General features: G+C 64.2%; 13 protein-coding genes. 7 read left to right on the top strand and 6 right to left on the bottom strand.

Annotated elements, in window-relative coordinates:
• Positions 1-162 precede the first annotated feature (162 nt).
• Positions 163-1,293 (bottom strand): patatin-like phospholipase family protein, encoded by a 1,131-nt coding sequence (locus B5V02_RS12605; RefSeq protein ID WP_111544491.1) that lies wholly within the window; start codon positions 1,291-1,293, stop codon positions 163-165.
• Positions 1,294-1,506: 213 nt separating this feature from the next.
• Positions 1,507-2,595 (bottom strand): citrate synthase/methylcitrate synthase, encoded by a 1,089-nt coding sequence (locus tag B5V02_RS12610; RefSeq protein WP_111544492.1) that lies wholly within the window; start codon positions 2,593-2,595, stop codon positions 1,507-1,509.
• Positions 2,596-2,687: 92 nt separating this feature from the next.
• On the opposite strand from B5V02_RS12610, the gene B5V02_RS12615 reads away from it, so the two are divergent.
• Complete coding sequence (locus B5V02_RS12615; protein WP_111544493.1) at positions 2,688-3,830, top strand: citrate synthase; 1,143 nt, start codon at positions 2,688-2,690, stop codon at positions 3,828-3,830.
• A 56-nt stretch (positions 3,831-3,886) separates the two neighbouring features.
• Here the strand turns inward: B5V02_RS12615 and phaR are convergent, their stop codons facing one another.
• A complete protein-coding gene (gene phaR / locus B5V02_RS12620) occupies positions 3,887-4,495 on the bottom strand; it encodes a polyhydroxyalkanoate synthesis repressor PhaR (RefSeq protein WP_111544553.1) in 609 nt (202 codons plus the stop codon).
• A gap of 82 nt (positions 4,496-4,577) precedes the next feature.
• Positions 4,578-4,805, bottom strand: coding sequence for a hypothetical protein (locus tag B5V02_RS40080; RefSeq protein WP_146606058.1), 228 nt, complete (start codon positions 4,803-4,805; stop codon positions 4,578-4,580).
• Between B5V02_RS40080 and B5V02_RS12625 the strand changes: the two genes are divergently transcribed.
• The 6 genes from B5V02_RS12625 (at position 4,792) to B5V02_RS12650 (ending at position 12,915) form a co-directional block, all read left to right on the top strand.
• Positions 4,792-5,970 carry an acetyl-CoA C-acetyltransferase gene (locus B5V02_RS12625; RefSeq protein ID WP_111544494.1) on the top strand — a complete coding sequence of 393 codons (1,179 nt, stop codon included), beginning with the start codon at positions 4,792-4,794 and terminating at the stop codon, positions 5,968-5,970. The two genes, B5V02_RS40080 and B5V02_RS12625, sit on opposite strands and share 14 nt — an antisense overlap.
• 109 nt (positions 5,971-6,079) lie before the next feature.
• The gene (gene phbB / locus B5V02_RS12630; protein ID WP_111544495.1) at positions 6,080-6,805 is read left to right on the top strand and encodes an acetoacetyl-CoA reductase; all 726 of its coding nucleotides are present in this window, start codon (positions 6,080-6,082) and stop codon (positions 6,803-6,805) included.
• Between the two features lie 767 nt (positions 6,806-7,572).
• Positions 7,573-10,974, top strand: a complete 3,402-nt coding sequence (locus B5V02_RS12635; RefSeq protein ID WP_111544496.1) for a helicase-related protein — start codon at positions 7,573-7,575, stop codon at positions 10,972-10,974.
• A 15-nt stretch (positions 10,975-10,989) separates the two neighbouring features.
• On the top strand, positions 10,990-11,388 hold the full coding sequence (locus B5V02_RS12640; protein WP_111544497.1) for an RNA-binding S4 domain-containing protein: 399 nt from the start codon (positions 10,990-10,992) through the stop codon (positions 11,386-11,388).
• Positions 11,389-11,624: 236 nt separating this feature from the next.
• Positions 11,625-11,963: a ferredoxin FdxA gene (gene fdxA / locus B5V02_RS12645; protein WP_095089463.1), complete on the top strand. Its 339-nt coding sequence runs from the start codon at positions 11,625-11,627 to the stop codon at positions 11,961-11,963.
• Positions 11,964-12,333: 370 nt separating this feature from the next.
• On the top strand, positions 12,334-12,915 hold the full coding sequence (locus B5V02_RS12650; protein WP_111544498.1) for a CarD family transcriptional regulator: 582 nt from the start codon (positions 12,334-12,336) through the stop codon (positions 12,913-12,915).
• Positions 12,916-13,001: 86 nt separating this feature from the next.
• Here B5V02_RS12650 and B5V02_RS12655 read toward each other — a convergent pair whose 3' ends face one another.
• A complete protein-coding gene (locus B5V02_RS12655; protein WP_111544499.1) occupies positions 13,002-13,775 on the bottom strand; it encodes an amino acid ABC transporter ATP-binding protein in 774 nt (257 codons plus the stop codon).
• Positions 13,772-14,452, bottom strand: a complete 681-nt coding sequence (locus B5V02_RS12660) for an amino acid ABC transporter permease (protein ID WP_111544500.1) — start codon at positions 14,450-14,452, stop codon at positions 13,772-13,774. Before B5V02_RS12660 ends, B5V02_RS12655 begins: the two co-directional genes overlap by 4 nt.
• Positions 14,453-14,536 lie beyond the last annotated feature (84 nt).

Here is a 14,536-nt window from a genome sequence, read left to right on the forward strand (position 1 = left end):
CCGAGATTCGGGTCAGGCCGAGCCGGAGTCCAAGACGGGCGCGAAGCGACCAAACAAGGCGGGTTCCGAGAACCGGAGCAGACCGTACTTTCGGGTCCGCGAGCACCGGAAGCGCAGGAGGCCGCCATTTGCAGGCCGGCCTCACCTGAATCTCGGCACAGCTCAGGCCCGGCGGCGCTCCGCCTCCGGATTCTTGCGCACCGCGAGGAATTCCTTGACCCGCCGGCCAGGTGCGGGACCACGCACCGGCTTGAAGCCGTCATCGAGTTCGCCTGACAGATCGAGCGTTGGGCGCTTGCCGACGGCATCGTAATTCTCCTCCAGCCAGTCGCTGGCGGCGGTGCGGCCAAGATCGCGCAGATAGCTCAGGAACGCCCATTCGGCATTGACCTTCGATGACGCCGACAGGTCCTTGAACGCCTCGTCGGCATCGATGCGGTGCATGCGGATGTCGCGGTATTCGCCATGTGGCAGACGGCCGGCGGCGATCAGTTCCTTGATGAAGGCGATCGAGCGGAATTCGCGCAGCAGCCCGGCGTTGAAGGTGATCTCGTCGATGCGGTTCTGGATCTCGTTGGCGCTCCTCGGTGTTCCTTCCCGCACCACCGGATTGATCTGCACCAGAAGCACGTCCTCGGTCGCCGCCGTCTTGAAGAACGGATAAAGCGCCGGGTTGCCGCCATAGCCGCCATCCCAATAGGGCACGCCCTTGATCTCGACGGCGCGGAACAGTTGCGGCAGGCAGGCCGAGGCCATCACTGTGCCGAGATCGATCTCGCCATCGGAAAAGACGCGCAGCTGCCCGGTTTCGACATTGGTCGCCGAAATGAACAGTTCCATCGACTTGCAGGCGCGCACATTCTTGAAATCGATCTCCTGCGCGACCACGTCGCGCAGCGGATTGAGGCCGAGCGGATTGGCGACGTAGGGCGAAAACACCCGCGACATGGTGTCGAAGAAGACATAGCCCGGCGTGTTCTCGATCGACCAGTTGCCCCAGGCTACATCCCACGGCATGCGCTGCACCGGGCTGAACCGGCCCTTTGCCGCCACCGCGCGCCAGAAATCGTCGAGCTTTTGCCGTGCGCCCTCGACGCCGCCGCGCACGAAGCCGTCGGCAAGCGCCACCGCGTTCATGGCGCCGGCGCTGGTCCCGGACACCGCCGCGATCTCCAGCCTGCCATCCTCCAGCAGTCGGTCGAGCACACCCCAGGAAAAGGCCCCGTGCGAGCCGCCGCCCTGAAGCGCGATGTTGATCTTCTTGGTTTCCTCCGCCTTGCCGTTTTTCGTCATGGCGTTCCTGTCGATTTGGATGCTGCAGGCCTCATCACGCCCGGGAATCGGAACGGTTCGGTCACAGCGGACTCATGTTGCAGTGCAGCATATAAGTCCTGACCCAGGCAAGAACACGAACACGGTCGCGTGATCACATGAAATTTCGGTCATGAAAAACCGCCCCCCGCTTCGAAGCGGAGAGGCGGCATCCATCAAAACAGGCAGACAGCCTCAGGCAACAAGGTCCGGCACCGGCCCGACATAGCGCGACTGCGGCCGGATCAGCCGTCCGGTCGCCTGCTGCTCGCGTGCATGGGCGATCCAGCCGGCGACACGCCCGGCGGCGAAGACGTTGCTGAATGCCTCCTTGGGGAAACCCGCAGCTTCCAAAAGCAGCGCGGTGTAGAATTCGACATTGGTCTGCAGCGAGCGCGACGGCTTGGCAATCCGCAGCACGTCGAGCGCGGCTTGCTCCACTTTCTCCGCGAAGGCCAGCCGGCGACCGGTTTCGCCCTCACCGCCGAGCTGCCGCACGACCGCCTTGAGCACGTCGGCGCGCGGATCGCGCACGCGGTAGATGCGATGGCCGAACCCCATGATGCGCTCGCCATGCGCGACCTCGTCGCGCAGCCAGCCGGCGGCATCGCCATGCGCCTCGATCGCATCCAGCATCTCGATGACCGGGCCGGGCGCGCCGCCATGCAGCGGCCCCTTGAGTGCGCCGAGCCCGGCCAGCACGGACGATGTCAGGCCGGCCTGTGTCGACGCGACCACGCGGGTGGCGAAGGTCGAGGCATTGAGGCCATGATCGCAGACGGTCATCAGATAGGTGTCGAGCGCCTTCGCCAGCGCCGGCGAGGCGGCACGACCGCTGAGCATCCTCAACATGTCGGCGGCATGGTCGGACAGGCTGTCCGGCTCGATGGGCGCCTCGCCGCGCTGCAGGCGAAGCAGGGCCGGCGTCAGCACCGCGGGCGCCGCAACCAGCCGCAGCGCGTCCGGCAAAGTCTCGCCGTCCGGCAGAAGCGCCATGCCGGCGCGCATGGCGCTGTAGACATCGAGCGGAGTCAGCAAGGGCAGTGAGGGCAAAAGCCGCTCGAACACTTCTGCGCGCGCCTGGCCCAGCGCTCGCGCCAGTTCGGTATCGCCGGGAAGGTCTTCGAAGAAGCCATCGAGCAGCAGGCTGACCACCTGCGCGTAGCTCCAGCGTCCGGCCAGTTCCCGCAGCGAATGGCCGCGGATGGTCAGATTGCCGCCAAGACCATCCACGTCGGAGAGGACGGTTTCAGCCGCCACAACGTCGTCGAGCCCATTCGCCATAGCCTGCCTCCTTGATCCATTTCCGTATCAGAGATAAGGCTAGGCAATCTGCTGATCAATCTTGATCAATATAATCAATATCAGAGTTCGATATGTCCGAGTGGTTGTCGCGGGAAGAGGCGCTGGAAAGGCTCAAGGTGCGGCCCCAGACACTCTACGCCTATGTCAGCCGCGGCCGCATCGGCATGCAACCGGACCGCGCCGATCCGCGCCGCAGCCAGTATCGTGCCGACGACATAGCGGTACTGGCAACGCGAAGGGCGCGTGGACGCAGCCCGTCGGCCATCGCCGAAAGCGCCATTGCCTGGGGCGAACCGTCGATCGTCACCTCGATCTCGACCGTCTTGCACGGTCATCTTGTCTATCGTGGCCAGGACGCCGTTGCGCTTTCAGCGAGTGCCACGCTGGAAGAAACAGCGGCAGTGCTCTGGGCGCTGCCTGAACCGGTGGCCTTCCGAGCGCCGGCGCCGGATGCGGCCCACCAACCCGGCCGGGCCTCGGCCTTTGCGCAACTTGCCGTGCTTGCCGGCCAGGGGCGGCCTTCACTCGGGCGCAGCGCCACCTCGCTGCATGCCGATGCCGCGCACGCGGTCGGCGTGTTGGCCAGCGCCTTGGGCGCATCGGCGGGACCGGACCCAGTTCATCGGCGATTGGCGCGGGACTGGTCGGTGGATGCAGCCGGAGCCGATGCGATCCGCCGCGCGCTCGTCCTGCTCGCCGACCACGAACTCAACGCATCGACTTTCGCCGCCCGTGTCGCGGCCTCGACCGGAGCGCCGATGGCCGCCTGCCTGCTCGCTGGGTTGGCGACATTGTCAGGTCCTCGCCATGGCGGCGCCGGCGAAGCGGTGATGCAACTGGCCGAGGATGCGGGGCGGCACGGTGCCGAAGCGGCGATCCGGCGCTGGCTCAGCCATGACCGGCCACTGCCGAGCTTCGGCCATCCGCTCTATCCCGACGGCGATCCCCGCGCGGCGGCATTGCTGAGCGTGATCGACATCGATGATCTCTCTCAATCGCTGCGTGATACGGCCCTTGCCGCGACCGGCGCGCGCCCGAACATCGACTTCGCGTTGGCCGTGCTGACACGCGGCCTTGGCTTGCCGCGCGATGCACCGTTCCGCCTGTTCGCACTCGCACGCAGCGTCGGCTGGGCCGCGCACACGGTCGAACAGCTAACAAGCGGAAGTGTCATCAGGCCGCGCGGCCGCTATGAGGGATTGCTGCCGCGATAGCACTTTGTGCCAGCTAGCGGATCTTTCGATCCGAAGCGCTCACGACTCCGAAGCGCTCACGACATCGTGTCGAGCTTGCGCTGCATGGCCGCGATCTGGTCCTTCAGTTCCTGAAGGTCGTCGGGCTTTTCCGGCATTTCCTTCCTCGCCGGCTCGGCCGGGGCCGCGGCTGGCGCGGTACCTACCGGTGGAAACGGCGTGAACAGCCGCATCGCATTCTGGAACATTTCCATGTTGCGGCGCGTCTGCTCCTCCAGCGCCTTGATCGGCGTGGTGATCTTCATCATGTCCAGCGGCGACTTGCCGAGCGCACCCTTCATCTGCTCGCGAAAGCGTTCCTGCTCCTTGGAGAAGGCGAGCATGGACTGTTCGAGAAAGCTCGGCACGATCATCTGCATCTGGTCGCCGTAGTAGGCGATCAGCTGGCGCAGGAACGGGATCGGCAGCATGTTCTGCCCATCCTTGTTCTCCAGCTCGAAGATGATCTGGGTCAGCACCGGATGGGTGATGTCGTCACCGGTCTTGGCGTCCTGGACGGTGAACTCCTCGCCCTTCTTGACCATCTCGGCGAGGTCCTCGAGCGTCACATAGGTGCTGGTGCCGGTGTTGTAGAGGCGGCGATTGGCGTATTTCTTGATGATGATCGGATCGTCTTTCGCGGCCATCTGCATCCTCCCGGGGACACCGGCGCCCCCCAGTAAGCCGCCGGTAACGATTGTGCCTTTTTTGAGGATATGCGCAAAAGCCTCACAATTCCAAGCAGTTTGTGCACTGCGGCATCATTAAATGCTGCATAGCGGGCAAAATATGCTGCGCAGCAATGGATGGAGTGCAGCCATGGCACGGCGCGATGTGCTTGCTGCGCATGGGCGCCATGCCCATTTCCGGTTTGACTTGGGTTCTGGAAAGGGCAAGAAAAGTCCTCAACGACAGAACAACACCTTGAAGTCTGGAGAAGAAAATGTCCGCTTCCATCGTCATTGCCAGTGCGGCGCGCACGCCGGTCGGCTCATTCAACGGCGCTTTCGCCACCACGCCGGCGCATGAGCTCGGTGCTATCGTCATCAAGGAACTGCTGTCGCGTGCCGGTGTCGAACCAGGCGAGGTCGACGAAGTCATCCTCGGCCAGGTGTTGACCGCCGCTCAGGGTCAGAACCCGGCCCGCCAGGCATCGATCAATGCCGGCCTGCCCAAGGAAACCACGGCCTGGGGCCTCAATCAGGTTTGCGGCTCGGGTCTGCGCGCCATTGCGCTCGGCATGCAGCAGATCGCCACCGGCGATGCGAAGGTGATCATCGCCGGCGGGCAGGAGTCGATGTCGCTTTCGACGCATGCCCAGCATTTGCGCGCCGGCGTCAAGATGGGCGACTTCAAGCTGATCGACACCATGATCAAGGACGGACTGTGGGATGCCTTCAACGGCTACCACATGGGCAACACCGCCGAGAACGTCGCTCGCCAGTTCCAGATCACCCGCGACGATCAGGACCAGTTCGCGCTCGCCTCCCAGAACAAGGCCGAGGCGGCGCAGAAGGCCGGCAAGTTCAAGGACGAGATCGTCGCCGTCACCATCAAGGGCAAGAAGGGCGACACCATTGTCGACCAGGATGAATACATCCGCCACGGCGCCACGATCGACGCCATGACCAAGTTGAGGCCGGCTTTCGACAAGGACGGCACGGTGACCGCCGCCAACGCCTCCGGCATCAATGACGGCGCCGCCGGCGCGCTGCTGATGAGCGAAGCGGAAGCGGTGAGGCGCGGCATCTCCCCGCTGGCGCGCATCGTGTCCTGGGCAACCGCCGGCGTCGACCCGCAGATCATGGGCACCGGTCCCATTCCGGCCTCGCGCAAGGCATTGGAAAAGGCTGGCTGGTCGGTCGGCGATCTCGACCTGATCGAGGCCAACGAAGCCTTTGCCGCCCAGGCCTGCGCCGTCAACAAGGACATGGGCTGGGATCCCTCGATCGTCAACGTCAATGGCGGCGCCATTGCCATCGGCCATCCGATCGGCGCTTCGGGTGCCCGCATCTTCAACACGCTGGTCTTCGAGATGCGTCGGCGCGGCGCCAAGAAAGGCCTCGCCACGCTCTGCATTGGTGGCGGCATGGGCGTCGCCATGTGCGTGGAAGCGCTTTAAGATATCACTGAACGGGCGGCGCAAGCCGCCCGTTCCATATCCAGTGCCTGCTCCATATCCAGTGCCTGCCAAGCCCGACAACAGGGCGATATCAAAAAAGGGGAAACGCATGACCAAGGTAGCAATCGTCACAGGCGGATCGCGCGGCATCGGCGCGGCGATCTCGATCGCATTGAAGAACGCCGGCTATTCGGTTGCCGCCAACTACGCCGGCAATGACGACGCGGCGGCGAAATTCAAGGCCGAAACCGGCATCCCGGTCTACAAATGGTCGGTCGCCGACTACGATTCCTGCGCCGCCGGCATCAAGCAGGTCGAGGCCGATCTCGGTCCGGTCTCGGTGCTGGTCAACAATGCCGGCATCACCCGCGACGCCATGTTCCACAAGATCACGCGCGAGCAGTGGAAAGAGGTCATCGACACCAATCTGTCGGGCGTCTTCAACATGACGCATCCGCTGTGGGGCGGCATGCGCGACCGCAAGTTCGGCCGCGTCATCACCATCTCCTCGATCAACGGCCAGAAGGGCCAGGCCGGACAGGTGAATTACTCCGCCGCCAAGGCCGGTGACATCGGCTTTTCGAAGGCACTTGCACAGGAAGGGGCCCGCGCGGGCATCACCGTCAACGTCATCTGCCCCGGCTATATCGCCACCGAAATGGTCAAGGCAATCGACGAGAAGGTGCTCAACGAGCGCATCATCCCGCAGATCCCCGTCGGCCGCCTCGGCGAGCCGGAAGAGATCGCGCGCTGCGTCGTCTTCCTCGCATCCGAAGATGCCGGCTTCATCACCGGCTCGACCATATCAGCCAATGGCGGCCAATACTTCGCCTGAAGCAATTCCAGGAAAAGTGTGAAGCGGTTTTCCGTCCGGAATTGCGGCAAAACAAAGAGAAGACTCGCTCTGAGCAGCAAGATCGACGGGCCGGGAAACCGGTCCGTTTTTCGTTGGCGGCTTTATGCTTTCGACATTCCCGCGCCGGCTGCTGCCCCAATCCGGCACGCAGAGGTTAACAGCCGCCGGCTGCCCTGTGCGAAAGCGGCTTCACAACCTGTGGATTCTCGGTGGATAAGCTGTTCACAACACAAGATATTGGGGTGAACAAAACGGGAAGATTCTGGCATCGCTGATTCGTCGCCGATTCGTTCCGGCTTTGAGCGGAATGTTAATGATGGCAGGAGGCATCGCCTGCCAAATCCTTAATGCCGATTAGGAAAGGTCAACAATTTCATAACCTTGGACGGGGTACGCCAGGCCGCCACGGTCGTTCACCGGCAAAGGTTAACGGCAAAGCTCGCCCTGCATGAAACGGGCCAGTTTGTTGATTCAGCATGTGGTGAGACTCATGGTCACAAAATCCATATGTAGCCGTGAACAAAAGCTGAATCTGGTCGAGTCACTGATTCGTCGCCGATTCGTTCCAGACTCGTTCCAACTGTTAATCCGCAACCAATCTGGAGCTTGACACAGACGACTTCGAGCCGCCGGTGGAACATTCCGCTTTCGCTTCGCGCTCGAAATCCTTATGTGTCGCCTGTCATACGCGCCACTCGAGGCACGCTCCCGACAACGAGAGACCAGAAAGCCTTATTTCCAGGTCGATGAACATCCAGCCGAAACATACCGAACCGCTGATCCTGTCGGGCCGAGACGTGACCGCCGTGCTTGGGCCGACCAACACCGGCAAGACCCATCTCGCCATCGAGCGCATGGTGGCGCACGAGAGTGGCATCATCGGCCTGCCGCTCAGGTTGCTTGCGCGTGAGGTCTATGGCCGCGTCTGCGAAATGGTCGGCGCCCACAAGGTCGCGCTGATCACCGGCGAGGAGAAGATCCAGCCGGCCGGCGCCAGATATTCGGTCTGCACCGTCGAGGCCATGCCGCGCGAGACCGACGCCGCCTTCGTCGCCATCGACGAGGTGCAGTTGGCCGGCGATCTCGAGCGCGGCCACATCTTCACCGACCGCATCCTGCATCTGCGCGGCCGCCAGGAAACGCTGCTGCTGGGTGCGGCCACCATGCACGGCATCCTCCAGCGCCTTTTGAAGGGTGTGTCGGTGGTGACGCGGCCGAGGCTGTCGCACCTTGCCTATGCCGGCTCGAAGAAGCTGACGCGGCTGCCCAGGCGCACGGCGATCGTCGCGTTCTCCGCCGACGAGGTCTATGCCATCGCCGAGCTGATCCGTCGTCAGCAGGGGGGTGCCGCCGTCGTGCTTGGCGCGCTCTCGCCTCGTACCCGCAACGCCCAGGTGGCGTTGTTCCAGTCGGGCGACGTCGACTATCTCATCGCCACCGACGCTATCGGCATGGGTCTCAACCTTGATCTCGATCATGTCGCCTTCGCCCAGAACCGCAAGTTCGACGGCTATCAGTATCGCAACCTGACGGCGGCCGAGCTTGGCCAGATCGCCGGCCGCGCCGGCCGGCATCTGCGCGACGGCACGTTTGGCGTCACCGGCCAGGTCGACCCGCTTGACGAGGACCTGGTCAAGAAGATCGAAGGCCACGACTTCGACCCGGTGAAGGTGCTGCAGTGGCGCACCGCCCATTTCGACTTCGCCAGCCTCGACGCGCTGAAGCGCTCGATCGAGACCAACGCCCCGGTCGAGGGACTGACGCGGGCACTGCCTGCCGTCGATGCGCAGGCGCTCGAGCACTTGTCGCGCGACGAGGACATCCGCGCACTCGCCACCAATGCCAAACGCGTGGCGCTGCTGTGGGAAGCCTGTGCCTTGCCGGACTACCGCAAGATCGCGCCGGCCCAGCATGCCGACCTCATTGCTTCCATCTATACGGACCTCGCCCGGCATGGCCATGTCGACGAAAACTACATGGCCGAGCAGGTGCGCCGCGCCGACACCACCGAAGGCGACATCGACACGCTGTCGCATCGCATTGCCCAGATCCGCACCTGGACATTCGTGTCGAACCGGCCGGGCTGGCTGGCCGATCAGGCACACTGGCAGGAAAAGACGCGCGAAATCGAAGACAGATTGTCGGATGCGTTGCATGAGCGGTTGACGAAACGCTTCGTAGACCGCAGGACTTCCGTCCTCATGCGGCGCCTTAGAGAAAATACCATGCCTGAAGCCGAAATTAGTCCTACCGGAACCGTCCTTGTCGAAGGCCATCATGTCGGCGAGTTGCAAGGGTTCCGCTTCACCGCCGACCAAACCGCCGGTGGCGAAGACGCCAAGGCGGTGCGCACCGCCGCCCAGAAGGCGCTGGCAGCCGAATTCGAGGCGCGCGCCGAACGCTTCGGCGCCTGCGCCAATGGCGACATCGCGCTGGGCTCGGATGGCACGCTGCGCTGGATCGGCGCGCCGATCGGCACGCTGGTCGCCGGCGAAGACGCGCTGAAGCCGCGCCTTGTACTGCTGGCCGACGAACAACTGACCGGCCCGGCGCGCGACAAGGTCGCGGCGCGCGCCGAACGTTTCGTCAATTTCCAGATCGAGTCGCTGCTGAAGCCGCTGGTCGACCTCAAGAACGCCGACCAGATTGCCGGCATCGGCCGCGGCATCGCCTTCCAGCTGGTCGAGAATTTCGGCCTCATCAACCGTCGCGACATCGCCGAGGAGATGAAGTCGCTCGACCAGGAGGGCCGCGCTGCCCTGCGCCGGCTCGGCGTGCGCTTCGGCGCCTACCATGTCTTCGTGCCGGCGCTGATCAAGCCGGCGCCCGCCGGACTGGTGACCTTGCTGTGGGCGCTGAAGAACGACGGCAAGGATAAGCCCGGCTTTGGCGACGTGGTCCATGCACTCGCCTCAGGCCGCACCTCTGTGGTCATCGACCCGGCCTTCGACAAGACCTTCTACAAGCTGGCCGGCTACCGCAATCTTGGCCGCCGCGCCGTGCGCATCGACATTCTGGAGCGGCTGGCGGATCTGATCCGCCCGGCGACCAACTGGAAGCCCGGTCTCGGCCAGCGTCCGGACGGCGCCTATGACGGCCAGTCCTTCATGGTGACGCCGCCGATGATGTCGATCCTCGGCGCCACCGCCGACGACATGGAAGAGATCCTGAAAGGTCTCGGCTATCGTGCCGAGCCGAAGCCGGCCGTCGAGGTCAAGGCGCGGCTCGAGGCGCAGGACATTGCCGCGCGCGAAGCGGCAGCTGCGAAGCTGGCGGCGGAAGAAGCTGCAAAGGCCGAGCAGGCCAAGCCAGCGGAAGCTGCGGCAGTCGACGCGGCCGCGGAGGCATCGGTCGAAGGTTCGGAGCCGGCCACCACTGCTGAGGCCATCGCCGAAATTCCCGCCGAACCCATCGCGGAAGCGGCGGCCGCGCCCGTCGCGGAAGAACAACCCGAAGCTCCAGCCGAAACCACGGAAGTGGCCGCACCAGAGGCCGTCGTCGAAGTGGCTGCTGAACCCGCGCCGGCTGCCGAGCCAGAGGCGGAAGCCGAACCTGTCGCGGTCGCATCGGCAGAGCCAGTTTCCGAAGCTGCGCCAGCGGCGGAAGCGGCGCCGGACGAGCCTGTCGTGGTGGCCGATGCAGCCGCCAGCGAGCCCGCTCCGGAAGCCGAGGCGCCAAAGCCGATCCTGTTGTGGCGCCAGGGCCGTTTCGAACAGCGCCCCCGCCATCGTGACGGCCGCCACAATCGCCCGCGCAACGGCCAGGCCGCGCGCGGCCGAAGCGATACACCGGCCGATGCCGCCGGCGCGCCAGCGGCAGCCACACCTGGAGAACGTCCGGCCCACGAGGGACGGCGCGACGGTGCCGGCAAGCCGCGCTTCGACCGCTCGAAGTTCAAGCCCAAGCCGCAGGGCGAGGGCGAACAAAGGCGTGACGGCCGCCCACAGGGCGAGCGTCCCGACCGCCGCGAAGGCCGGCCCGACTGGAAGGGCGGCAGGCCGGATGGCAAGAGTGGCGGCCCCGATCGAGGCAAGGGGGGCGGGAAGCCGGCCTTCCAGCCCAAGCCGCGCGAGGAGCGCCCGGTGCGCTTCGATCCGGATTCGCCCTTCGCCAAGCTCGCCGCTTTGCGCGACCAGCTGAAGAAGTAGGCCCGGCTCGCTGCGATGGTTGCCCCAACGGCTGCCCGAGACCGCCAGCGCATCGACAAATGGCTGTTCTTCTCGCGCGCCGTGAAATCGCGCTCGCTGGCGGCGAAACTGGTGGTCGCCGGCCGCGTGCGCATCAATCGCGACAAAGCAGCGCAGGCCTCCGATCTGGTCAAGCCTGGCGATGTCCTGACCATCACGCTCGAGCGGCGCATCTTCGTCTGGAAGGTGCTGAACGCCGGTCTGCGGCGCGGCCCGGCCGAGGAGGCCCGCACGCTCTACGAGGATATCTCGCCGCCGCCCGCGCCGAAGGGCGAAGCCCCTCCCGATGCAATTCCAGGGCTGCGCGAGGCCGGCAGCGGCCGCCCGACGAAGAAGGAACGCCGCCAGACCGACCGGTTGCTCGGCGAAGACTGATGTGTCGGCCCCAAAAATGCGCGACGGTTCTGGGACAACGACACGCACAAAACAAAAACCTGAACCCGGCAAACAAGACACTGCGTGGGACGTGACCGACTTCTGCCGGGCCTGCCGTCTGGAATTCCATTCCGGAAACACTGGCACCGCCACAAAGGCTGCCCTTGCAAGCGGCGGATAAAGGCGTTACCTCACGGAAAAAGCCCAACAAAAATGGGACGCCCCGGAGCCGACCGATGACCTATGTCGTGACCGACAATTGCATCAAATGCAAATACATGGACTGCATCGAAGTCTGTCCGGTCGACTGTTTCTACGAAGGCGAGAACATGCTCGTCATCCATCCCGACGAGTGCATCGACTGCGGCGTCTGCGAGCCGGAATGTCCGGCCGACGCGATCAAGCCCGACACCGAGTCGGGGCTCGACAAATGGCTGCAGATCAACACCGAATACGCCGAGAAATGGCCCAATATCACCGCCAAGAAGGAGCCTCCGGCCGACGCCAAATCCTTCGACGGCGAGGCCGGCAAGTTCGAGAAATACTTCTCGGCCGAGCCCGGCGAAGGCGATTGACAACACGGCCGCAAAGGCCGGTATTACGCAGGGTAAGAGGCATGTCGCACTAACCGCCTTGACAGGCGGCGCTTGCCTGTGGCCTTCGCTCATGCAGCAAAACCTTGATTCTTCCGACTTTTTGTGTTACATCAGCCAAACATGCCGGTGACACAACGTCGATTTATGGCGCAGACGCCCCAAATCACTGAAAGGTGAAAATCTCATTCCGGACCAGAGCGATCTGGGCCAGGCGGTCGCACTATTGCGGTTTGCCGGTCCCGGCTTTTCCGGATGGGTTCATCTGTTGTGCGGCTAACGATCGGTTTCCCCGATCGCGCGAGTTCGGGCCGGCAGGACGCCGGTACCACAACAAGGAGTTCAGGGCGCAATGGCAACGATAACCCCGCAGAAGAAGTCCTCCGCTGCGCGTCACGGTTTCAAGACCGGCGAGTATATTGTCTATCCGGCGCATGGCGTCGGCCAGATCGTGTCGATCGACGAGCAGGAAGTCGCTGGGCACAAGCTGGAACTGTTCGTCATCGACTTCCAGAAGGACAAGATGCGCCTGAAGGTGCCGGTCGCCAAGGCGACCTCCATCGGCATGCGCAAGCTGTCGGAAGAGGATTATGTCGAGCGCGCGCTGAAAGTCGTGCAAGGCCGCGCCCGCGTCAAGCGCACCATGTGGTCGCGCCGCGCCCAGGAATATGATGCGAAGATCAATTCCGGCGACCTGATCTCGATCTCGGAAGTTGTGCGCGACCTCTACCGCGCCGACAACCAGCCCGAGCAGTCCTATTCCGAACGCCAGCTCTACGAGGCAGCACTCGACCGCATGGCCCGCGAGATCGCGGCCGTCAACCGCATGTCGGAAACCGAAGCCGTGCGCCTGATCGAGGTCAACCTCAACAAGGGCCCTAAGCGCGGCGCCAAGGCCGACAATGAGGAAGCCGAGCAGGAAGAAGCTGCCTGAGCTTTTTCACCTTCGAATCCATGAAAAACCCGGCCTCGTGCCGGGTTTTTTGTTTCTGGGAGGATCGGCCGAAGCGAGGACGGCGCCTACGCCTCGCCGCCACCCTCCTTCTCCGCCTCTTGCTTCAGCGTCGCAATGAACCGCTTGGTCCGCTGGTGTTCCGGATTGCCGAACAGCACGGCGGCCGGGCCTTTCTCGACGATGACACCGGCATCGAGGAAGACCACTTCCTGCGCGATCTTGGAGGCGAGGCGCAGATCATGCGTCGCCATCACCATGGTCGTGCCTTCGCTGGCGAGCTTGCCGAGCACGTCGACCACCTCTTGGGCCAGTTCCGGGTCGAGCGCCGAGGTCGGCTCGTCGCACAGCAGCACTTTCGGCGACGGCGCGAGCGCGCGAGCGATCGCCACGCGCTGCTGCTGGCCGCCCGACAGGGTTGCTGGCCACGCGTCGGCCTTGTGTGCCATGCCGACTTTTTCCAAGAGGGCGAGCGCCCGCTCGCGCGCCCGCTCCGTTGGCCATTTCAGCACCGTCACCAGCCCCTCCATGACATTCTCGATCGCGGTGCGATGCGGAAACAGCTGGAAGTTCTGGAACACCATGCCGGTTTGCAGGCGCAGGCGCTGGATATCCCTGGCCGGGACCTTGCCGCCAGGGTGGAATTCGAGCGTCTCGTCGCCGATGCGCACCATGCCGGAGGTCGGAATCTCCAGCAGGTTGATGCAGCGCAGCAGCGTGCTCTTGCCGCCGCCCGAGGGGCCGACCAGCGCCGTGACACTGCCTTCGTCAATGGTGACCGTCACGCCCTTCAGCACGAGATTGTCGCCGAAGCGCTTTTCGATGTTGGTGAGGCCGATCATGAACGCGCCTCCAGGAAGCCGCCATAGCGGTTGAGCCGTTCTTCCAACCGCGTCTGCAAGGCCGACAGCACCGAGCTCATCGCCAGATAGAGGATCGCCGCCTCGACATAGAGGATCAACGGTTCATAGGTGGTGGCGACGATGCGCTGCGCCGCCTGGAACATTTCCGGCACGGTGATGGCGGCGGCCAGCGACGTATCCTTGACCAGCGAGATAAAGGTGTTGGAGAGCGGCGGCACCGCGACCCGTCCGGCTTGCGGCAGGATGGTGCGCCGCATCGCCTGGCTCCATGTCATGCCGATCGAATAGGCGGCTTCCCACTGGCCTTTCGGCACCGAGCCTATTGCCGCGCGGATGATTTCCGACGTGTAGGCACCGATGTTGAGCGTGAAGCCGATCAACGCGGCGGTGAAGGCGTCAAGCAGGATGCCGACCGACGGCAGGCCGTAGAAGATCAGGAACAGCTGCACCAGCAGCGGCGTGCCGCGGAAGATCCAGACATAGAAGCGCACAAGCGCGACCAGCGGCTTCGGCCCGAACAGCCTGCCGAGCGCAGCACCGAGGCCGACCGTCAAGCCGAGAACGAAGGACAGCAGCGTCAACGGCACGGTGAAGATCAGGGCCGCCCACAAGAGCGACGGCAGCGACTCCAGCATCAGTTGCAGCCAGTGCGTCACGTAAGACCCTCCAAATGGTCGAGGCGGCTCATCAAAGCGCGAATGCGATCGGCATATCACGACAAAAGCGGCGGACCGTCAAAG

Origin of the sequence: Mesorhizobium kowhaii, assembly GCF_003253745.1 — a bacterium.
Classification (GTDB): Bacteria; Pseudomonadota; Alphaproteobacteria; order Rhizobiales; family Rhizobiaceae; genus Mesorhizobium; species Mesorhizobium kowhaii.